Origin of the sequence: Streptomyces sp. NPDC059897 (genome assembly GCF_042730865.1) — a bacterium.
Lineage (GTDB): Bacteria > Actinomycetota > Actinomycetes > Streptomycetales > Streptomycetaceae > Streptomyces.
In genome coordinates this window covers 50,163-71,531 of the sequence record NZ_JBHWKQ010000018.1, presented here as the reverse complement: position 1 = coordinate 71,531, position 21,369 = coordinate 50,163, and the positions used below count along the sequence as shown (strand labels likewise).

Annotated in this window: 18 protein-coding genes; 1 reads left to right on the top strand and 17 read right to left on the bottom strand. The window is 71.4% G+C overall.

Annotated elements, in window-relative coordinates:
- Nucleotides 1-24: 24 nt before the first annotated feature.
- The 13 genes from nusB to ACFV9W_RS21115 form a co-directional block, all read right to left on the bottom strand.
- Nucleotides 25-459: a transcription antitermination factor NusB gene (gene nusB, locus ACFV9W_RS21175; protein WP_385763066.1), complete on the bottom strand. Its 435-nt coding sequence runs from the start codon at nt 457-459 to the stop codon at nt 25-27.
- A gap of 2 nt (nt 460-461) precedes the next feature.
- Nucleotides 462-1,028 (bottom strand): elongation factor P, encoded by a 567-nt coding sequence (gene efp, locus ACFV9W_RS21170; RefSeq protein ID WP_385763064.1) that lies wholly within the window; start codon nt 1,026-1,028, stop codon nt 462-464.
- Nucleotides 1,029-1,089: 61 nt separating this feature from the next.
- A complete protein-coding gene (locus ACFV9W_RS21165; protein WP_385763062.1) occupies nt 1,090-2,208 on the bottom strand; it encodes an aminopeptidase P family protein in 1,119 nt (372 codons plus the stop codon).
- A 1,701-nt stretch (nt 2,209-3,909) separates the two neighbouring features.
- Nucleotides 3,910-4,782, bottom strand: a complete 873-nt coding sequence (locus ACFV9W_RS21160) for a Pro-rich N-terminal domain-containing protein (RefSeq protein WP_385763061.1) — start codon at nt 4,780-4,782, stop codon at nt 3,910-3,912.
- Between the two features lie 134 nt (nt 4,783-4,916).
- Nucleotides 4,917-6,017 carry a 3-dehydroquinate synthase gene (aroB, locus tag ACFV9W_RS21155; RefSeq protein ID WP_385763059.1) on the bottom strand — a complete coding sequence of 367 codons (1,101 nt, stop codon included), beginning with the start codon at nt 6,015-6,017 and terminating at the stop codon, nt 4,917-4,919.
- Entirely contained in the window at nt 6,014-6,529 is a 516-nt protein-coding gene (locus tag ACFV9W_RS21150; protein WP_385763057.1) for a shikimate kinase, read from the bottom strand. Before ACFV9W_RS21150 ends, aroB begins: the two co-directional genes overlap by 4 nt.
- Nucleotides 6,526-7,710 carry a chorismate synthase gene (gene aroC, locus ACFV9W_RS21145; protein WP_385763055.1) on the bottom strand — a complete coding sequence of 395 codons (1,185 nt, stop codon included), beginning with the start codon at nt 7,708-7,710 and terminating at the stop codon, nt 6,526-6,528. Before aroC ends, ACFV9W_RS21150 begins: the two co-directional genes overlap by 4 nt.
- A 129-nt stretch (nt 7,711-7,839) precedes the next feature.
- Complete coding sequence (locus ACFV9W_RS21140; protein WP_385763053.1) at nt 7,840-8,673, bottom strand: shikimate dehydrogenase; 834 nt, start codon at nt 8,671-8,673, stop codon at nt 7,840-7,842.
- Complete coding sequence (mltG, locus tag ACFV9W_RS21135) at nt 8,654-10,303, bottom strand: endolytic transglycosylase MltG (RefSeq protein WP_385763051.1); 1,650 nt, start codon at nt 10,301-10,303, stop codon at nt 8,654-8,656. The genes ACFV9W_RS21140 and mltG overlap by 20 nt, the downstream gene beginning before the upstream one ends.
- 128 nt (nt 10,304-10,431) lie before the next feature.
- Nucleotides 10,432-10,896, bottom strand: a complete 465-nt coding sequence (gene ruvX, locus ACFV9W_RS21130; protein ID WP_326014249.1) for a Holliday junction resolvase RuvX — start codon at nt 10,894-10,896, stop codon at nt 10,432-10,434.
- The gene (alaS, locus tag ACFV9W_RS21125) at nt 10,896-13,568 is read right to left on the bottom strand and encodes an alanine--tRNA ligase (RefSeq protein ID WP_385763048.1); all 2,673 of its coding nucleotides are present in this window, start codon (nt 13,566-13,568) and stop codon (nt 10,896-10,898) included. Before alaS ends, ruvX begins: the two co-directional genes overlap by 1 nt.
- Complete coding sequence (locus ACFV9W_RS21120) at nt 13,568-13,933, bottom strand: DUF6167 family protein (protein ID WP_385763046.1); 366 nt, start codon at nt 13,931-13,933, stop codon at nt 13,568-13,570. The genes alaS and ACFV9W_RS21120 overlap by 1 nt, the downstream gene beginning before the upstream one ends.
- An 8-nt stretch (nt 13,934-13,941) precedes the next feature.
- Nucleotides 13,942-14,388 (bottom strand): DUF948 domain-containing protein, encoded by a 447-nt coding sequence (locus tag ACFV9W_RS21115; RefSeq protein ID WP_385763044.1) that lies wholly within the window; start codon nt 14,386-14,388, stop codon nt 13,942-13,944.
- Between the two features lie 185 nt (nt 14,389-14,573).
- Between ACFV9W_RS21115 and ACFV9W_RS21110 the strand changes: the two genes are divergently transcribed.
- Nucleotides 14,574-16,814, top strand: a complete 2,241-nt coding sequence (locus ACFV9W_RS21110; RefSeq protein ID WP_385763042.1) for an ATP-binding protein — start codon at nt 14,574-14,576, stop codon at nt 16,812-16,814.
- Nucleotides 16,815-16,868: 54 nt separating this feature from the next.
- Here the strand turns inward: ACFV9W_RS21110 and rpsD are convergent, their stop codons facing one another.
- The 4 genes from rpsD to hisS form a co-directional block, all read right to left on the bottom strand.
- A complete protein-coding gene (gene rpsD, locus ACFV9W_RS21105; protein ID WP_327664298.1) occupies nt 16,869-17,483 on the bottom strand; it encodes a 30S ribosomal protein S4 in 615 nt (204 codons plus the stop codon).
- A 365-nt stretch (nt 17,484-17,848) separates the two neighbouring features.
- Nucleotides 17,849-19,216 carry a replication-associated recombination protein A gene (locus ACFV9W_RS21100; protein ID WP_385763040.1) on the bottom strand — a complete coding sequence of 456 codons (1,368 nt, stop codon included), beginning with the start codon at nt 19,214-19,216 and terminating at the stop codon, nt 17,849-17,851.
- Between the two features lie 60 nt (nt 19,217-19,276).
- Complete coding sequence (locus ACFV9W_RS21095) at nt 19,277-19,918, bottom strand: vitamin K epoxide reductase family protein (RefSeq protein ID WP_385763038.1); 642 nt, start codon at nt 19,916-19,918, stop codon at nt 19,277-19,279.
- Nucleotides 19,919-20,096: 178 nt separating this feature from the next.
- Nucleotides 20,097-21,359 (bottom strand): histidine--tRNA ligase, encoded by a 1,263-nt coding sequence (hisS, locus tag ACFV9W_RS21090; protein WP_385763036.1) that lies wholly within the window; start codon nt 21,357-21,359, stop codon nt 20,097-20,099.
- Nucleotides 21,360-21,369 lie beyond the last annotated feature (10 nt).

The following is a 21,369-nucleotide window of genomic DNA, read 5'->3' as shown; positions in this document are numbered from 1 at the left end:
CGGTGCTGCGCTCGACGGCGGGGCTCAGGCCTCGTCGCGGCGCAGGGAGGACTTCAGGTCCTTGAAGCGACCGAGCAGTCCGTTGATGAACGCCGGGGACTCGTCGGTGGAGAACTCCTTGGCCAGCGAAACGGCCTCGTCGAGCACCACGGCGTCCGGGGTCCCGTCGACCCAGACCAACTCATAGGCGCCGAGCCGCACGATGTTGCGGTCGACGACCGGCATCCGGTCCAGGGTCCACCCGACGGAGTACTGCGAGATGAGCTCGTCGATCCGGGCCGCCTGCTTGGCGTACCCCTCGACCAGCTCCATCGTGTACTCGCTCACCGGCGGCTGCCGCGTGTCGCTGCGGGAGTGCCGGATCCAGTCCGCGAGGACCGTCAGGGTGTCGGCGCCGCGCTGGTCTGCCTCGAAGAGGATCTGAAAGGCGCGCTTGCGGGCCGTATTACGGGCAGCCACGGTTAGCTGTTCACCCGGCCGAGGTAGTCGCTGGAGCGGGTGTCGACCTTGATCTTCTCGCCCTGGGTGACGAAGAGCGGGACCTGGATCTGGTGGCCGGTCTCCAGGATGGCGGGCTTGGTGCCGCCGGTGGAGCGGTCGCCCTGGACGCCCGGCTCGGTCTCCTTGATGACCAGCTCGACGGCGGCCGGCAGCTCGACGAAGAGCACCTCGCCCTCGTGCTGGGCGACCGTGGCCTCGAAGCCCTCGATCAGGAAGTTGGCGGCGTCGCCGACGGCCTTGCGGTCGACGTGCAGCTGGTCGTACGTCTGCATGTCCATGAACACGAAGTAGTCCCCGTCCATGTACGAGAACTGCATGTCGCGCTTGTCAATGGTGGCCGTGTCGACCTTGACGCCGGCGTTGAACGTCTTGTCGACGACCTTGCCGGAGAGCACGTTCTTGAGCTTGGTGCGCACGAAGGCAGGGCCCTTGCCGGGCTTGACGTGCTGGAACTCGACGACGGACCAGAGCTGGCCCCCGTCGAGCTTGAGCACCAGGCCGTTCTTGAGGTCGTTCGTGGAAGCCACGGTTGCGGAATCTCCTGGACTGACGTGGACGACCCAGGGGCACGCGAGCAGCCTTTGCGGGCTAGAGCGCGAGCAGCTCCTTGGTCGTGATGGTGAGTAGCTCGGGTCCGCCGTCCGCCTCGGGGCGGACGACGAGCGTGTCATCGATCCGGACGCCGCCCCGACCCGGGAGGTGGACCCCCGGCTCGACGGTGACCGGCACACAAGTGTCCAGTTTACCCATGGCTGCGGGGGCCAACTGCGGGTCCTCGTCGATTTCGAGTCCCACCCCGTGTCCGGTCAGCGGCGCGAGCCCGTCACCATACCCTGCCGCGTCCAGGACGTGACGGGCGGCCCGGTCCACTTCGCGGCACTCGACGCCCGGCGCCAGGCTCTCGCGGGCGGCCCGCTGGGCGGCGAAGACGAGGTCGTACAGCTCGATCTGCCAGTCCGCGGGCGAGGTTCCGATGACGAACGTACGGCCGATCTCGCAGCGGTAGCCGCGGTACGTCGCGCCCAGGCACACGGAGAGGAAGTCGCCCTCCTCGACCCGGCGGTCGCTGGGGCGGTGCGCGACGCGTCCCGAGTTCGGGCCCGTGCCCACGGAGGTGGGGAAGGCGGCGCCGTCGGCGCCGTGGTCGACAAGTCGACGTTCCAGTTCGAGGGCCAGGTGCCGCTCCGTGCGGCCGACGAGAATGGATTCGAGCAGTTCACCGAGCGCCTGGTCGGCGATCTCCGCCGCGATCCGCAGGCAGGAGATCTCCTCCTCGTCCTTGACGAGGCGGAGCTGCTCGACGCCGCTGTTGAGGTCAAGGAGGCGCAGCCGGGGCGCCACGGAGCCGATCGCGCGGTGCCGGGCCACGGTCAGGTGGTGCTCCTCGACGGCGAGCGAGTCGCCGCCACGGGACGCGGCCACGTCCGCGGCGGCGACGGCCGGGTCGCCCGCGGGCACGTCCAGTACCTGTACGCGCAGTGCCTCGTCGAGCCGCCCCTCGACGGGCTCGTCGCTCGGCGCCCGCGCGCACAGCAGGAGGTCGTCACCGCCGCCGGGGTCGCGGCCCAGCAGGAGGGCGGCGCCGTTCGGTGCCGTTCCCGCCAGGTAGCGGACGTTGGCGGGCCGCGAGACGAGGGTGGCCGCGCCGCCACCCGCCGTCGCGCGCTCTCTGAGCCGGTCCCGTCGGGCCGCGTACACCTCTGCCATGTCGCCGAGCGTACGAGCGGGTGGCCCGGCCAGCCGCCGGAGCGCGTCCGGACGGGTCCCTCCGGGGGGTGCGGGTGGGGTGTCGCCGGTGGGGGGTGGGGGTTGTCGGGGTGGGGCGGAGTGGTGGGGGGTACCGGGGGGGGGCGGGGCCCGCGCCGGTGGAGGGCGGGGTTGCAGGGGTGGGTGGTGCAGGGCGCGGTACCGGGGCGGGGGCCCGCGCCCGTGGGGGTCAGGGTTGTCGGGGTGGGCGGAGCCCGCGAGTGAGGGTGGGGGTTGTCGGGATGGGGGGGTACCGGGGGCGGGGTTGCAGGGGTGGGTGGTGCGGGGCGCTGTACCGGGGCGGGGGCCCGCTCCGGTGAGGGGCGGGGTTGCCGGGTGGGCTAAGCGGCGCGCGGGACCGCGGGGCGGGGCCCTCGCCGGGGTTGTGGCTGCCCGAGGCATGGCCGCTCAACGGGGCCCGCGTCTGCCGCGATCACCGGCACGGCGCCGCATCACCCCGGCTTCGCCGACCCCCGGTCACCTCCCACCCACCCGCCCCCTCCGGGGGCTTCGGCCCGACCGGGGCCCGGCACGCGGCACGCGGCGTCAGCGCCGGACCGGACTCGACCGCCGGGGCGGTACGGGGGGGCTGCCGCCGGTGCGGGTGGGGGTGCCGAGGTGGGCGGAGTGGCGCTGGTGGGGGTACCGCGGGGCGGGACCCGCCGGGATTACGGCTGCCCGGGCGCGGTCACTCACCGGAGCCTACGTCTGCCGCCATCACCGGCACGGCACCGCACCACCCCGGCTACGCCGACCCCCGGTCACCTCCCACCCACCCGCCCCCTCCGGGGGCCTCGGCCCGACCGGGGCCCGACCCACGACGCCGACGCCGGCGCCAGACCGGACGGGACCGCCGAGCGCAGCGGGCATGGCCCCCACCGTGGTCGGAGCCTCATTCTCGTTGCGCGGCACCGTGCGCCGCCTTGCCCACCCTGCCGCCCCAGGCGGCAGATTGCCCAAGGCGGTGGCGGCCGACCGCAACGGGCGGGGACCAGGTCTGGCGGCAGACTGCCCAAGCCTGTTGCAGCCGACCGCGACGGGTGGGGTCCAGGCCTGACGGCAGACTGCCCAAGCCTGTTGCAGCCGACCGCAAACGAGTGGGGACCGGGCCTGGCGGCGGCTTGCCCATGGCGGGACGGCCGGCCGCAAACGAATGGGGACCAGGTCTGGCGGCGGACTACCCAAGCCGGTTCCGGCCGACCGCAACAAGCAGGGAGCGGGCCTGGCGGCGACTCGCCCATGGCGGACGCGGAACCCCGTGGGGCCGAGGCCCCCGGAGGGGGCGGGAGGGTGGGAGATGGGCGGAGGAAACGGGCTCAGCGCGTCGCAGGCCGGGGTCAACCAGAGGCAACCGGCACGGCACGGGCACCGCACACCCTCATCCGCCGCAAACAACCCACCCCGCACGGACACCCCACACCCTCACCCACCGCAAACAATCCACCCCGCACACCTCACGCCCTCGTCCGGGAGACCCACCGTGGCACCCGGCCCAGCCGACTCCACCGGAACCAGGCCCACCCGCCGACCCGGCCCAGCCGAGCCCACCCGAATCGACCGACCCGGGCCCAGCCGAGCCCACCCGCACCGACCAGCCCACCCGAATCGACCAACCCGCCCGAGCCACGCCCCCCGGTCCTACGCCGCCGTCCTACGCCCCCGTCACCACTTCGGAGGGCTCGTGATCGCTCGGGCCAGGACCTCGTCGAGGACCTGGGCCGTGCCGGGGACGTCCAGTTGGGAGTTGTCGATGATCGGGAGGCCCGAGCCGTACCAGCCGGCCATCCGGCCGTGGATGCGGGCGACCTCCTCGTCGGTGAGGCGGCGGTTGCCGCTGCGCCGGGAGTTGCGCTCCAGGACGATCTCCAGGCCGGGGAGGAGGACGACCGGAAGAAGGCCGGGTCCCACGTGCCGCTTCCAGCCGCCGAGGCCGACCACGGGCCGGTCCGGGAACACCGCATCGTCGAGGATGCAGGAGATTCCATTCGCCAAGAAGTTCCGCGCGGCGAAACCGCAGGTGCGGCGGGCCAGCCGGTACTGCGCCTCGCTGTTGTCGTTCCACCCCGACTGCGGGTCGGCGAAGCCGGAGCGTACCCATTCCCGTACGTCGTCGAGGCTGATGTGGGCCGTCGGGACGCGACGGCTCTCCGCCCAGTGGCGGGCGACGCTCGTCTTGCCCGCGCCCGCGGGCCCGATGAGCAGCACGGCGAGCGTGGTCGACGTGGGGTCGGCGGGCGCCTGCGCGGGCGGCGGGCTCGGCACGGCCACGGGCGCGCCGGTCGGCAGCTGAACGTGCCCGGTGGTCTCGCGCGGCGGCTGCTGCGGCGGATGCGCGGCCTGCGGCGGTGGCGGGGCCGGGGCCTGCGGCGCCTGGATGTGCGGCGGCTGGGCCGGCGGATGGTGCGGCGGCGCCCCGCTGAAGCCCGGCATGCCTGGCGGCGGCTGAGGCGCGTGACTCGCCTGCGGCAAGGGGCCGGGCGGCACCTGTCCCGGCCGATGGGGCGGCGGCAGCGGAGACCCCCCTGCGTGCTGCATCCGGTGCCACTCCATCTCGTACGACGGTCAATTGGGCGCCGGCGAACGGGGCGCTACTGAACGGTACCGTCCCCGGCCGCCGTTGTGTGAACGGCCGGGGAGGTCACGACGTGCCCGAACGTGAACGGACCGCCCTATTCCGCCACTTCGCCGTACGCGGCGAGCAGAACCGCCGGGTCCGGGCCCTCCAGGACGGTGGGCCGGCCGAGGCCGTCGAGGACGATGAAGCGCAGCAGGTCCCCGCGGGACTTCTTGTCGACCTTCATGGTCTCCAGGAGCTTGGGCCACTGGTCGTAGCGGTACGACAGGGGCAGCCCCACGGACTCCAGGACCGTGCGGTGGCGGTCGGCCGTCGCGTCGTCCAACCGGCCCGCCAGACGGCCGAGTTCGGCGGCGAACAGCATGCCGACGGAGACCGCCGCGCCGTGCCGCCACTTGTAGCGCTCGTTCTTCTCGATGGCGTGCGCGAGCGTGTGCCCGTAGTTGAGGATCTCGCGCAGGCCCGCCTCCTTGAGGTCGGACGAGACCACCTCGGCCTTGACCCGGATGGCGCGCTCGATCAGCTCGGCGGTGTGCTTGCCGGTGGGCGTACGGGCCGACTCCGGGTCCTCCTCGATGAGTTCGAGGATCTTCTCGTCGGCGATGAAACCGGCCTTGATGACCTCGGCGAGACCGGACACGAAGTCGTGCACGGGGAGGGAGTCGAGCGCCGCCAGGTCGCACAGGACCCCGGCCGGCGGGTGGAAGGAGCCCACCAGGTTCTTGCCCTCGGCCGTGTTGATGCCGGTCTTGCCGCCGACCGCCGCGTCCACCATGGCGAGCACGGTCGTCGGGACGGCGATCCAGCGCACGCCGCGCAGCCAGGTCGCGGCCACGAACCCGGCGAGGTCCGTGGTGGCCCCGCCGCCGACGCCGACGACGACGTCGGAGCGCGTGAAGTTGGACTGCCCGAGGGCCTTCCAGCAGTACGCGGCGACCTCGGCGGTCTTGGCCTCCTCGGCGTTCGGCACCTGGATGGCGATCGCCTCGTAGCCCTGGTCGGCCAGGTCCGCACGGAGCGCCTCACCGGTCTCGGCGAGCGCCTCAGGGTGCACGATGGCGACACGCTTGACCTTGTCGCCGATCAACGAGCCCAGCTCGCCCAGGAGTTGACGCCCCACCAGGACCTCGTACGGGTCCGTGCCGGCGGTGCCGCCGACATGGATACGGGTGATCTGCTCCGGCTGCTCGCTCATGCCTGCTTCAACTCCAGTGCGTCGAGGACCGCTTCGGCGACCTCTTCGGGGGTGCGGCCGTCGGTGGCGACGACCACCCGGGCGACCTCGGTGTACAGATGCCTGCGCGCCTCCATCAGCTCCCGCCACTGCTTGCGCGGGTTGACGGCGAGCAGCGGCCGGGCCGCGTTCAGGCCGGTGCGCTTGGCCGCCTCCTCGACGTCCATCGAGAGATAGACGACGGTGTGCCCGGTGAGCAGGGCGCGGGTGTCGGCGTCGAGGATCGAGCCGCCGCCGAGCGCGAGGACGCCCTCGTGGTCGGCGAGCGCCGTCGCGACGGAGGCCTTCTCCAGGGCGCGGAAGTGCGCCTCGCCCTCGTCGACGAAGATGTCGGCGATGGTGCGGCCCTGTGCGGTGACGATGTCGTCGTCGGTGTCCCGGTAGGCGCAGCCGAGCCGCTCGGCGAGCAGCGCGCCCACCGTCGACTTGCCGACGCCCATGGGTCCGACGAGGACGACCTGCGGGCCGCTCACCGGATCTGGAGGTTGTCGAGGTACGACGTGACGTTGCGCCGGGTCTCCGGCACACTGTCGCCGCCGAACTTCTCCGCGACCGCGTCCGCGAGGACGAGCGCGACCATGGCCTCGGCGACGATGCCGGCGGCCGGGACGGCCGAGACGTCGGAGCGCTGGTGGTGGGCCTGGGTGGCCTCGCCGGTGGCGACGTCGACGGTCTTCAGGGCGCGCGGCACGGTCGCGATCGGCTTCATCGCGGCGCGCACCCGCAGCAGCTCACCGGTGGACAGGCCGCCCTCGGTGCCGCCCGCGTGTCCGGAGACGCGGCGGATGCCGTCGTCCGTCTTCACGATCTCGTCGTGCGCCTGCGAACCGGGCACCCGCGCGAGCTCGAAGCCGTCGCCGATCTCGACGCCCTTGATGGCCTGGATGCCCATGAGCGCACCGGCCAGGCGGGCGTCGAGCTTGCGGTCCCAGTGCACGTGCGAGCCGAGGCCCACCGGCACGTCGTAGGCGAGGACCTCGACGACGCCGCCGAGCGTGTCGCCGTCCTTGTGGGCCTGGTCGACCTCGGCCACCATCTGCTTCGACGCGTCGGCGTCCAGGCAGCGCAGCGGGTCGGCGTCCAGCTTCTCGACGTCGGCCGGGGTCGGGTAGACGCCCTGCGGGGCCTTGACCGAGCACAGCTCGACGACGTGGGAGACGATCTCGATCCCGGCCGTCTCCTTGAGGTACGAGCGGGCGACCGCGCCGAGCGCGACCCGGGCGGCCGTCTCGCGGGCGGAGGCGCGCTCCAGGATCGGGCGGGCCTCGTCGAAGCCGTACTTCTGCATGCCGGCGAGGTCGGCGTGGCCGGGCCGCGGGCGGGTCAGCGGCGCGTTGCGCGCCATGTCCTTGAGGATCTCCGGGTCGACCGGGTCACCGGACATGACCTGTTCCCACTTGGGCCACTCGGTGTTGCCGACCATGATCGCGACCGGCGAGCCGAGCGTCAGGCCGTGCCGCACGCCGCCGAGGAAGGTGACCTCGTCGCGCTCGAATTTCATCCGGGCCCCGCGGCCATAGCCGAGGCGGCGCCGTGCCAGGTGGTCCGCCACCATCTCCGTGGTGATCGGAACGCCGGCGGGAAGTCCCTCCAGCGTCGCGACGAGTGCGGGGCCGTGCGACTCCCCCGCGGTCAGCCAGCGCAACCTGCTCAACGGTGCTCCTCATGCTCGCGCTCTGTGTATGGGAACGATCCTCCCACGTCCACGGAGCCCGGCGTTTCGGGTGTCCGGGGTACGGACTGCGCATGAGACGCACGCCACTCGCGCGTGGCGTCGAAACCGTCAGCCGAGCGCCTTGACACCCGCCTCGCGCATCGCGGAGAGCACCGGGCGGGTGTCGCCGGTGAACTGCTCGAACTGGAAGACCGCCTGGTGAACGAGCAGGTCGAGCCCGCTGAGCACCGCCCCGCCGCGCCGCTCCCAGGCCGCGGCCAGCGGCGTGGGCCACGGATCGTAGAGGACGTCGAAGAGTGTGCCGACGCTCTCGGGAACCGTCTCGACCAGGTGGTCCGTGCCGCCCTTGGGTGTCGTGGCGATCACCAGCGGGGCCTCGAAGGCCGCCGTCGCCTCGGACCAGTCGGCCGTGCGCACCCGCACCCCGAGGCGTTCGCCCCAGCCGCGCATCTCGTCGGCGCGCTGCTCGCTGCGTACGTAGGTGACGACCTCGCCGGTGCAGATCCGGGAGAGGGCGGCGAGCGCGGAGGACGCGGTGGCGCCCGCGCCGAGGATCGCCGCCGACTCGACCTTTTCCACGCCGCGCTCGTGCAGCGCCGCGATCAGCCCCGGGATGTCGGTGTTGTCGCCGACCTTCCGCCCGTCGGCACGCAGCACGACCGTGTTCACGGCCTCCACGGAGCGCGCGGTCTCCGTGATCTCGTCGAGCAGCGGGATCACCGCCCGCTTCAGCGGCATCGTCAGCGACAGCCCGGCCCACTCGGGTCCGAGTCCGGCGAGGAAGGCGGGCAGCGCCGCCTCGTCGGTCTCGAACCGGTCGTAGCGCCACTCGTCCAGGCCGAGCGCCCTGTACGCCGCGTTGTGCAGTTGCGGCGACAGGGAGTGGGCGATGGGCGAACCCAGAACTGCCGCCCTGCGCACGTCAGTTGACCTGGCTGGCATTGAACTTGTCCTTCAGCTTCTCGAACTCGGCGTTGGTCTTCGCGAACTCGGTCTTGTGCATGCCGTCCGTGGCCACGAAGTAGATCCAGCCGTCGCTCGTCGGCTTGAGCGTCGCGGCGAGCGCCACGTCGCCGGGGTTGCCGATCGGGCCGGGCGGCAGCCCCTTGCGCGTGTAGGTGTTGTACGGGTCCTTGTTGCTGTTGATCTCGGACTCGCCGATGTTGATGTTGCTCTGACCCTTGAGGTAGTTGAAGGTCGAGTCGAACTGCAGGAGCTGATTGGTCTCCGTGTTGGTCGACTTGAGGCGGTTGTAGACGACCTCGGCCATCTTGCGGAAGTCGTCGTGCGTCTTGCCCTCGGCCTGTACGAGGCTCGCGACGGTGAGCACCTGCCACGGGTTGTCGAGGCGGAGCCGCTTGGCCTCGCCCTCGAGGTCGAGCTGCTCGTACTTGTCGTTGGCCCGCGCCACCATGTCCTTGAGGACCTCTTCGGGCTTCATGCCCTTGGCGGCCGCGTAGCTCGACGGGTAGAGGAAGCCCTCCAGCGGGTCCTTCACGCTGCCGTGGTCCAGCGCCCAGTCGGGCAGGCCGAGGTCCTTGTAGTCCTTCTTCGCGACCTTGGCCGTGCTGCCCTTGGCGACCTTCAGCTTCTTGTCGATCAGCTTGTAGACGGCCGCGTTGCGGGTGCCCTCGGGGACGGTGAGGTTGGCGCGGGCCGTCGGGCTGAGCAGCATGTCGACCGCGCTCGACGCGGACATCTGCTTCTCCATGACGTACGCGCCGTCCTGGATCGTCTTGCCCTTGGGGTCCGCGGACTGGGCGGCGACGAACGCGTCGACGCTCTGCACGACGCCGGCGTCCTTGAGTTTCTGCCCGATGGTGTAGCCGCCGGAGCCCTTCGGGATGACGACGGTGATCTGCTCGCCGTTGCCGCTGCCCGCGTAGTCCGGGGCCGCGCCGAAACGATCCTGGTAGAACTGGTAGCCGAAGTAGCCGACGCCGCCGACACCGGCCGCGAAGATCACGGTCAGGACCAGGCAGGCGCAGCCGCTGCGCCGCTTCTTCGGCTTCTTGCCGCCGCGGCCCCGGCGCCCGCCGCGCCCCTCGTCGTAGTCGTCCTCGTCGTCGCCACCGCCGTTGAAGAACGCTTCCTCGCCCTGGTCCGGGCCGGCGTCCCAGCCGGTACCGGGGTCCTGCGGGCGGCGCCGGTCCGGCGGCTCCGGCGGCGGGTAGGCGCCCGGAGTGTTGTAGTAGTCCGGCTCCTCGCCGTTGTACGCGGCGTGCTGACCGGTGCCGTACGGGTCCGCGGGGTCCACGCCGTACGGGGGCTGACCGCCCTGGCCGGCGTCCCAGCCGCCCTGGCCCTGCTGCCCACCGCCGTACGACTGCTGCCCGTAACCGGGGTCCTGACCGTAGCCGGGGTCCTGGCCGTAACCGGGTTCCTGCCCGTAGCCGTAGCCCTGCTGACCGGTGTCCCAGTCACCGCCGTAGGCCTGCTGCGGGTCGTAACTCCCCTGGCCGCCGTAGGGCGCCTGACCGTGCCCGGCCTGCTGCCCCCATCCCTGGTCCCCGTACGAAGGGTCCGCGGGATGCCACGGTTCGGGGCCCTGGCCCCGGCCATACTCAGTCATCGGTCCCCTACAAGCCGCGAGGCGGGGTGGGCCGCTGTCCGATCTGGAAGGTCAACCGTTCCGCCTCTTGATGCTGTGCGGCGGCTATTCGAACACCACCGGTCGCGCGGAACGTTACCGTATCGCGATCAGACAACCACTTCGACGCCCTCGCCAGGAGCAGTTCCTGACGCCCGTTCGGACTCCAGGGCCTGCTGGAGGATGATGACCGCGGCCGCCTGGTCGATGACAGAGCGGCCCTTTTTGGACTTAACGCCGCTGGCGCGCAGTCCCTGACTGGCCGTCACTGTGGTCATCCTCTCGTCCAGCAATCTCACTGGAACGGGTGCCACGCCCCGGGCGAGTTCCTGCGCGAAGCCGCGGACCTTGGCGGCCGCCGGGCCCTCGCCGCCCTTGAGGGAGCGAGGGAGCCCGACGACGATCTCGATCGGCTCGTACTCCTCGACGATTTGCTTCAGGCGCCGGTGGGCGGCCGGGACATCGCGTCCCGGCACGGTCTCCACCGGCGTCGCGAGGATCCCGTCGGGGTCGCAGGACGCGACCCCGATCCGGGCGTCCCCGACGTCGATCGCCAAGCGGCGGCCTCGGCGCATCAGTTCGCGGTCTCCGCGACGAGGCGCTCGACGGCGTCGATGGCCTCACCGATCGCGGCCGGGTTCTGGCCGCCGCCCTGTGCGACGTCCGGCTTGCCGCCGCCACCGCCGCCGAGGGTCTTCGCGGCCGTACGGACCAGGTCGCCGGCCTTGAGGCCGCGGTCACGGGCGGCGTCGTTGGTCGCGATGACCGTGAGCGGCTTGCCGTTCGCCGTCGTGAAGAGGGCGACGACCGCGGGGCGGCCGCCCTGGATGCGGCCGCGGACGTCGAGGACCAGCTTGCGCAGGTCGTCGGAGCCGGTGCCGTCCGGGACCTGGCCGGTGACGACGGCGACACCGCGGACGTCCTTGGCGCCCTCGGCGAGACCGCCGGCGGCCTGGAGGACCTTCTCCGCGCGGAACTTCTCGATCTCCTTCTCGGCGTCCTTGAGCTTGCCGAGCATCGCGGAGACCTTCTCCGGCAGCTCCTCGGAGCGGCCCTTGATCAGCTCCTGGAGCTGGGCGACGACCGTGTGCTCCTTGGCGAGGAAGCTGTACGCGTCGACGCCGACCAGGGCCTCGATGCGGCGCACGCCGGAACCGATGGAGGACTCGCCGAGCAGCTTCACCAGGCCGAGCTGGGCGGTGTTGTGCACGTGCGTGCCGCCGCACAGCTCCTTGGAGAAGTCGCCCATGGTGACGACGCGGACCCGCTCGCCGTACTTCTCGCCGAACTCGGCGATGGCGCCCTGCTTCTTGGCCTCGTCGATCGACATGACCTCGGCGTGCACGTCGAGCTCGCGCGCCAGGACCTCGTTGATCTTCTGCTCGACGTCCGTCATCACGGCCGTGGGCACGGCGGACGGCGAACCGAAGTCGAAGCGGAAGCGGCCCGGCTGGTTCTCGGAACCGGCCTGCGCGGCCGTCGGGCCGAGCGCGTCGCGCAGCGCCTGGTGCGTGAGGTGCGTGGCGGAGTGGGCGCGGGCGATGGCGCGGCGGCGGGTCACGTCGATGACCGCCTGGGCCGGAGCGCCGACGGTCACCTCGCCGACCTGGACGACGCCCTTGTGGACGTAGACGCCGGGGACCGGCTTCTGGCAGTCGCGGACCTCGACGACCGCGCCGTTGTCCAGCTTGATGCGGCCGGTGTCGCCGATCTGGCCACCGCCCTCGGCGTAGAACGGGGTGCGGTCGAGCACGACCTCCACCTCGTCGCCCTCGGTGGCGGCCGGCGAGGAGACGCCGTTCACCAGCAGGCCGACGACGCGGGACTCGCCCTCGGTCGAGGCGTAGCCGATGAAGTCCGTGGCACCGGCGGCGTCGGCGATCTCGCGGTACGCGCCGACGTTGACGTGGCCGGTCTTCTTGGCCTGGGCGTCCGCCTTGGCGCGCTCCCGCTGCTCCTTCATCAGGCGCCGGAAGCCGTCCTCGTCCACGGACAGGCCCTGCTCGGCCGCCATTTCGAGGGTGAGGTCGATCGGGAAGCCCCACGTGTCGTGGAGCAGGAACGCCTTGTCGCCGGCGAGGACCGACTTGCCGGCGGCCTTCGTCTCGGTGACGGCGGTGTCCAGGATGTTCGTTCCGCCCTTGAGGGCCTTGAGGAACGCGGCCTCCTCGGCGAGCGCGACCTGCTCGATGCGCTTGCGGTCGGTGATCAGCTCCGGGTACTGCAGACCCATCGTGTCGATCACGACGTCGAGCAGCTCCTGCACGACGGGGCCGGTGGCGCCGAGGATGCGCATGTTGCGGATGGCGCGGCGCATGATGCGGCGCAGCACATAGCCGCGGCCCTCGTTGCCGGGCGTGACGCCGTCGCCGATGAGCATCGTCGACGTACGCATGTGGTCGGCGACGACGCGCAGCGAGACGTCCGACTCGTGCTTGTCGCCGTAGCCGACGCCGGTCAGCTCGGTGGCCTTGTCGATGACGACGCGCAGGGTGTCCGTCTCGTACATGTTCTGTACGCCCTGCAGGATCATGGCGAGGCGCTCGAGGCCGAGACCCGTGTCGATGTTCTGCGACGGCAGGTCACCGAGGATCTCGAAGTCCTCCTTCGACGTGCCGGCGCCGCGCTCGTACTGCATGAAGACCAGGTTCCAGATCTCCACGTAGCGCTCGTCGTTGACGATCGGGCCGCCCTCTTCGCCGAACTCGGGGCCGCGATCGTAATTGATCTCGGAGCACGGGCCGCAGGGGCCGGGGACGCCCATGGACCAGAAGTTGTCCTTCTTGCCGAGGCGCTGGATGCGCTCCTTCGGCACGCCGACGACCTCGTGCCAGATGCGCTCGGCCTCGTCGTCGTCCAGGTAGACGGTGATCCAGAGCTTCTCGGGCTCCAGGCCGTAGCCACCGTCCGCCACGGAGCTGGTGAGCAGCTCCCAGGCGTATTTGATGGCGCCTTCCTTGAAGTAGTCGCCGAAGGAGAAGTTGCCGCACATCTGGAAGAACGTGCCGTGCCGGGTCGTCTTGCCGACCTCTTCGATGTCCGGCGTACGCACGCACTTCTGGACCGAAGTGGCGCGCGGCGCGGGCGGCTTGACCTCGCCCAGGAAGTAGGGCTTGAACGGGACCATGCCCGCGGGGACGAGCAGCAGAGTCGGGTCGTCCGCGATGAGCGACGCCGAGGGCACGACCTTGTGGCCACGCTCCTCGAAGAAGCTCAGCCAGCGGCGACGGATTTCAGCCGACTCCATCAGTGGTCCTCATTCCGATTGTTGATCGAGTACCTGGTGTTCTCGAGGTACTTGGGTTGCTTGGTGTGGACGGCCTTCGTGGTGAAGGTGTTCTGGATGACCGCGAAGCGGCGCTGCGGCAGCTCCGCGGGATCCGGCTGCTCGTTGATGCCGAGGGCGTCGCCCAGTTCGGCCTCGCGCTCCGCCATGTTGTCGCGGACGTCGAGGGCGAAGTCCTTGAGCTTGTGACCCGCCTCGACCGCCTTGTTCGCGGCCTGCGCGGCCAGCGACTCCGGCGTCAGCTGCTTGAGCTTGCGGTTGACCTTGGTGGTGGCCCATACGCCGGCGGCTGCGCCCGCGGTGAACCAGAACGTACGGCGGAACATGTCTGCGGTCAGTCCCTCTTGTTCCGGTTGGCCCGCTTGGCCCGCCGCGCCTCGGGGAGCGTGCGCCCCACGATCACGGTACGGCGCGACTCCTTGGCGGGCGCGTCCTTGCCCCGGCCACCGATGGCGCGGCGCACTCCGTAGCCGAACGCGGCCACCTTGACCAGCGGGCCGCCGAAGGTGGAGGCCACGGTGGAGGAGAGCGCCGACGCGTTCGAGGTGACTTCCTGGACGTCCGAGGCGATCGAGTCGACGCGGTCGATCTGGGTCTGCGCGGAGCGGACCGCGGCGGAGGCGTCGGCGAGCAACGGGACGGCCTGTTCGGTCACGTCCGCGACCAGCTTGGTGGTCGCCCTGAGCGTCTGGGCCAGCCTCACGAGCGCCACCGCGAGGAAGGAGACCAGGATCGCCCAGAAGACAGCCACCAGAATCCCGGCAACCTCTCCACCGGACACTTGGCACCGCTCCCTAGCTCTGTGCGAAAGCCCTGTGCGCAAGCACAGCTGCTGAACATCGAAAAGTCGTCCCCCGAGCCTATCGCGCCCGACCCCGCGCTCCGTACCGCATTCGCGTCCCGGGCGGTGGACATTCGACGATGCGATTGTACGGACCGCACACGCCTGAGTACGCTCTGTACCCCATGCGACGCACTTCGCGCCCCACTGATGTCCCCGCCGGTCCCCCACAACCCGGCAACCTCCCCCACGAACTCAATCGTTTCGTCGGCCGTGCCGCGGAACTCACCGCGCTGGCGTCGGCCCTGGAGGCGGGCCGCCTGGTCACGGTCACCGGGGTCGGCGGCGTCGGCAAGTCCCGCTTCGCCGCGCACGCCGCAGCCCGGGCGCCGCGGTCCCTGTGTCCCGACGGGGTGTGGCGGGTGGAGCTGGCGAACGTGCGGCTGCCGGAGCTCGTCGAGTACACGCTCGCCGAGGCCCTCGGCCTCACCGACCACACCACCCGCGCGCCCCGCCAGGTCCTCGTGGACCACCTCGCCGAGCGCCGGCTCGTCCTCGTGCTCGACGGGTGCGAACACCTCGTCGACGCGTGCGCCTCCCTCGTACGGGACCTGCTGCGCGCGGCGCCGGGGCTCCGGGTGCTCGCGGTGGGCCGCAGGCCGCTCGCCGTCGAAGGGGAGCAGGTGTTCCCGCTCGCCCCGCTGCCCCCGGCCGACGCGGCGGAGCTGTTCGCCGACCGGGCGGCGGCGCTGCTGCCCGGCTTCCGGCTGGACGGGCACACGCTGGTCGACGTATTGGAGGTGTGCCGGCGCCTCGACGGTCTGCCGCTCGCGGTGGAACTCGCCGCCGGGCGGCTGCGGGTGCTGTCGCCGCCGCAGCTGATGGAGCGGCTCGACGACCGGTTCCGGCTGTTGCGGGGCGGCGGCCGGGACGTGTTGTCCCGCCACCAGACACTGCGCACCACGATCGGCTGGAGCCATGAACTGTGCACGCCCCAGGAGCGGTTGCTGTGGGCGCGCCTCTCGGTGTTCTCCGGCTCCTTCGACCTGGAGGCCGCGGAGTACGTGTGCGGGGGCGAGAGCCTGCCCGCGGACGACGTCATCGACGTCCTCGACGAGCTGCTCGCGCAGTCCGTGGTCGTCCGCGAGGAGGCCCGCGGCGAGGCGCGCTACCGGATGCTCGACACGGTGCGCGCGTACGGGGCCGAGTGGCTGGACGCCCTGGGCGACGGCCGCCGGATGCGGCGCAGGCACCGCGACTGGTACATGGGCCTGGCCACCTGGTGCGAGCTGGACTGGTTCTCGCCGCGGCAGGGCGAGGTGGCCTCCCGGATCGAGGCGGAGCTGCCGAATCTGCGCGCCGCCCTCGAGCACTGCCTGACCGAACCGGGCGAGGCGCATCTGGGCCAGTACCTGGCGGGCACGCTCTGGTTCTACTGGGCGGGCTGCGGGCGGCTCTCCGAGGGGCGGCACTGGCTGGACCGCAGCGTCGGCCTGGACGTCGAGTTCGACGACGGCGATGTCTGCCCCGGCGGCGACGAGGACCTGGAGTACGCGGCCTCGCGCCTCAAGGCGCTGTGGGTGCTCGGCTACGTCGCGATCCTGCAGGGCGACACGGTGCCCGCGCTCGCCGCACTGCAGGAGTGCCGCGAGGAGGCGGAGCGCACCGGGGACGCCACGGCGCTCGCGTACGCGGTGCACCGCACCGGGTGCCTGGCCCTGGTCTCCGACGACATGCCGCGCGCCGAGGACCTGCTGCGCACCGCGCTGTCCAGCTACCGGGAGATCGGCGAGCTCAACAGCAACGTCCTGATGGGTCAGGTCGAGCTGGCGATGGCGCTCGCGTTCCAGGGCGATCTGGCGGAGGCCGTGGCGCTGTGCGCGGACGTACGACAGGTGTGCGAGGACCACGGGGAGCGCTGGACCCTCGCGTACGCGCTCTATGTGCTGGCGTACGCGCAGTGGACGGAGGGCGGCCACGCGCAGGCCCGCGTGCTGCTCGACGAGTGCCTGGCCATCGACCACGAGTTCCACGATCTGCTGGGCACCGTGCTGTCGATGGAGCTGCTCGCCCTGGTCACGGCCGAGGAGGGGGACGCCGCGGAGGCGGCGGTGCTGCAGGGGGCGGCGGCCCGGATGTGGTCCTCCGTGGGCCTGCCGCTGTTCGGCTCGGCGTACTACAACGCGCCGCACGAGCTGTGCGAGACGCGGGCGCGGCAGTCGCTCGGCGACGCCCGGTTCGCCGAACTCGCGCGCGCGGGCGAGCAGTTGGAGCACGACGAGGCGGTGTTCCGCGCGCTGGGCCGCGGCGGGCGGCGGCGGGCGGTCGCGACCGTCCCGCATCCGGCCCGCCCCGCGGAACCGGTCAGGGAGAAACGCGAACCCGCCGCCTCCCGCACCTGGAAGGGCGGGGAGACGGCGGGCTGAAACGCAGGTGGGACTACGTCCGCTCTCCCGTGAGGGAGACTCCGGTGAGGGAGATCAGCGGGCGTAGTACTCGACGACGAGCTGCTCGTCGCAGATCACGGGGATCTCCTTGCGGTTCGGGTCACGGTCCAGGCGGAAGGCCAGGGCCTTCAGGTTCACCTGGAGGTAACGCGGGGTCTCGCCCTCGGGGGCGAAGCCACCCTCGCGCGCGACCTGGAACAGCGGCTTGTTGCGGCTGCGCTCGCGGACCATGACGACGTCGTCCGGCTTGACGCGGAAGGACGGCTTGTCGACCTTCTGGCCGTTGACCTCGATGTGGCCGTGAACGACCATCTGACGGGCCTGGTAGATCGTGCGGGCGATGCCCGAACGGAGAACCAGGGCGTCGAGACGACGCTCGAGCTCGATGACGAGCGCCTCACCCGTCTTGCCCTCGACCTTCTTGGCGCGGTCGTAGGCGCGGGCGATCTGCTTCTCGCTCAGGTCGTACTGGGCGCGCAGACGCTGCTTCTCGAGCAGACGGACCTTGTAGTCCGAGTTCTGCTTGCGGCCGCGGCCGTGCTCGCCCGGCGGGTAGGGGCGGGCCTCGAAGTACTTGACGGCCTTCGGGGTCAGCGCGATGCCGAGGGCACGCGACTTCTTGACCTTGGGGCGGGACTGGTTCGGCATGAACCAAACACCTCGTGTTTCTGATGCGAATACGGCTTCACCAGGGTTCGGGGAGGTCGCAATCCGCAGCCCGGGAAACCCCACCGCTGTCCTTGCGGACGGCAGGGCAGCCGCTCCCAGGTCTGGGCACATACGTGCAGCACGCGAGTGGCCCACCGACCGGGCTCCGGGCCCTTGCGGGCCGGGCTGGTGGTGGGCTGCCCGCGACACCTTCGACGGTGCGCGACGCTCCTGGATCTCCTGTGCCGTACGGCTTTGACGCCATACGGTTCGGGGGATCCGGCTTGATGTCCCGCTCTGGTGGTGCCGGTCTCCCTTTCGGGATCCCGGGCACGGGACACAGCACTTCGGGGCAGTCTACCGGATCAGTCGGACCCCTCGCCGCCAGGGCCGCCGAGCCGCTCGCGGACCCGCTCCACCACGTCCGCGTACCGGGCCTCCGCCCCGTAGCGCGTCGGCTGGTAGTAGCGGCGGCCCGCGATCGCGTCCGGCGCGTACTGCTGGGCCGCGATGCCGCCGGGGACGTCGTGCGGGTACACGTAGCCCTTCGCGTGGCCGAGCTTGGCGGCGCCCTTGTAGTGCCCGTCGCGCAGGTGCGGTGGGACGGGGCCCGCCAGGCCCTTGCGGACGTCCTCCATGGCGGCGCCGATCGCCGTCGTCGCCGCGTTGGACTTCGGGGCGAGCGCGAGGGCGATCGTCGCGTGGCTCAGCGTGAGCGCGGCCTCAGGGAAGCCGATCATCGCGACGGCCTGGGCCGCGGCGACGGCGGTCGGCAGGGCGGTGGGGTCGGCGAGGCCGATGTCCTCGCTCGCGGAGATCATCAGGCGGCGGGCGATGAAGCGGGGGTCCTCGCCGGCCTCGATCATGCGGGCCAGGTAGTGCAGCGCCGCGTCCACGTCCGAGCCGCGGATGGACTTGATGAGGGCGCTCGCCACGTCGTAGTGCTGGTCCCCGTCCCGGTCGTAGGTGACCGCCGCGCGGTTCACCGACTCCTCGACGCTTTCGAGGGTGATGGTCTCCTCGCCCTTGGCGATGGCCGCTCCGGCCGCCGCCTCCAGGGCGGTGAGCGCGCGCCGGGCGTCGCCGCCGGCCACCCGCAGGATGTGCTCCTCCGCGTCCTCGGCGAGCGTCACCGCGCCGGTGAGGCCGCGCTCCTCGGTGAGCGCACGCGCGAGCAGTCCGCGCAGGTCGTCGTCGGTGAGGGACTCGAGGGTGAGCAGCAGGGAGCGGGAAAGGAGTGGGGAGATCACCGAGAAGTACGGGTTCTCCGTGGTCGCCGCGATCAGCGTCACCCAGCGGTTCTCCACGGCGGGCAGCAGCGAGTCCTGCTGGGCCTTGCTGAAACGGTGGATCTCGTCGAGGAAGAGGACGGTGTCCTTGCCGTGGGCGCCCAGGGCGCGGCGGGCGCCCTCGATGACGGCGCGGACCTCCTTGACGCCCGCGGTGATCGCGGACAGCTCCACGAACCGCTTGTTCGTCGCCTTCGACACCACGTACGCGAGCGTGGTCTTGCCGATGCCGGGCGGGCCCCAGAGGATCACCGAGGAGGCGCCCGCGGGGCCCGAGCCGCCGTCCCCGACCAGTCTGCGCAGCGGCGAACCCTGCTTGAGCAGGTGCTGCTGGCCGACGACCTCGTCGAGGGTGCGCGGGCGCATCCGAACGGCCAGGGGGCTCGCGGTCGGGTCCTTCTCCTGGCGCTCTTCGGCTGCGGCGGTGAACAGGTCGGCTTCCACGGTCAAAACCCTAAGTCACGCCACTGACAACGCGGCGGGCGCGGGCCTGTCGGCCTCCGCTCAGGCCCAGAGCGAGGAGCCCCAGCGCGTGAAGATGAGCACGGCGACGATGCCGATGTGCAGCACCGGCAGGGCCCAGGTGAAGTCCTCGAAGAACGTCCTGACCGGGCGCGGCGCGGGCAGGAAGCCGCCTCGGATGTTGGACGACGTGACGTACCAGAACATGATGATCGTGGCGACCCAGGCCAGGCAGCACCACAGGCACAGCGCGTTGATCCGGTACAGGGACTGGAACTGCAGCCAGGACACGAAGCAGACGCCGAAGAGGCAGCCGAAGTTGAAGGTCAGCCAGTACCAGCGCGGGAACCTCGCGTTGGCCAGCAGGCTCATGCCGACGCCGATCACGATGGCGTAGGTGACGAGGCCGAGCCACGGGTTCGGGAAGCCGAAGGCCGTCGCCTGCTCGCTCTTCATGATGTTGCCGCAGGAGATGACCGGGTTCAGGGAGCAGCCCGGCGTGAAGTTCGGGTCCTCGGCCAGCTTGAGCTTGTCGAGGGTGATGATCCACGAGGCGAGCAGCCCGGCCGCCCCTGTGATCACCAGGAGCAGCCCGAAGGCCCGGCTGCCGCCGACGGATCGCGGTGCGGGGTCGGCACCGGTGTCACGGGAGACGGTGTCACTTGCTGTCGTCGTCTTGCTCATCACGCCGATCCGTAGGTGAGTACGCGAGTGGGGTGTGCTGCGGTCGTGTTCATTCTGCCGCACCCGCCCCGGGGTCCACCGTTCGTTGGACATAAGCGTGTACGCCCCAGGGGGCCGAATTGTTCGAGCCCCCGGAAACGTGTTCCGGGGGCTCGAACATCACCTGTGGGAAATCGGCCTACTTCAGCTTCGCGGTGAGCACGCCGACGATGTCGTCGACCGCGACGGCGTCCTGCTCGCCGGACTCCATGTCCTTGAGCTGCACGACGCCCTCGGCCAGGTCCCGCTCACCGGCGACGAGCGTGAACCGCGCGCCGGACCGGTTGGCGTTCTTCATGGCGCCCTTGAGGCCCTTGCCGCCGAAGGAGAAGTCCGCCGAGATCCCGGCCTTGCGCAGCTCGCTCACCTTGGCGAAGAGGACGCGCCGCGCCTCGTCGCCGAGCGGCACCGCGAACACGCTGGTGGTGGCGGGCAGTGCGAGCTCGACACCCTCCGCCTCGAGCGCGAGCACCGTACGGTCCACGCCGAGCGCCCAGCCGACCGAGGGCAGCGAGGGGCCGCCGATCATCTCGGACAGGCCGTCGTAGCGGCCGCCGCCGCCCACCGCGGACTGCGAGCCGAGCCCGTCGTGGACGAACTCGAAGGTCGTGCGGGTGTAGTAGTCGAGGCCGCGGACCAGCTTCTCGTCGTCCTCGAAGGCGACGCCCTCGGCGGTGAGCAGCTCGCGCACCTGCTCGTGGTACGCCTTGCAGGCGTCGCACAGGTAGTCGCGCAGCAGCGGCGCGTCCGTGAGCTGCTTCTGCACGTCGGGCCGCTTGTCGTCGAGGACGCGCAGCGGGTTGATGTCGGCGCGGCGCAGCGTGTCCTCGTCGAGGTCGAGGCCGCGCAGGAAGGTCTGGAGTGCCTCCCGGTACACCGGGCGGCACTCCTTGTCGCCCAGCGAGTTGAGCAGGATGCGGAAGTTCTGGAGCCCCAGCGAGCGGTACGCCTGGTCCGCCAGGATGATCAGCTCGGCGTCCAGGGCCGGGTCCTCGGCGCCGATCGCCTCGGCGCCGACCTGGGAGAAGTGCCTGTAGCGGCCCTTCTGGGGGCGCTCGTAGCGGTAGTACGAGCCCGAGTACCAGAGCTTGACGGGCAGGTTGCCCGCCTTGTGGAGGTTGGCCTCCAGGGCGGCGCGCAGCACGGAAGCGGTGCCCTCGGGGCGCAGTGCGAGCCGGTCGCCGCCCTTGGTCTCGAAGGCGTACATCTCCTTGGTGACGATGTCCGTGGACTCGCCGACGCCGCGCGCGAAGAGCTCGACGTTCTCAAAGCCGGGCGTCTCGATGTAGCCGTAGCCGGAGTTCCGCAGCGGGGCGGAGATCGCCTCGCGGACCGCGAGGTACGTCGCGGAGTCCGGCGGAAGCAGGTCGTAGGTGCCCTTGGGGGCCTGGAAGGTACTCACGGGAGGTTTC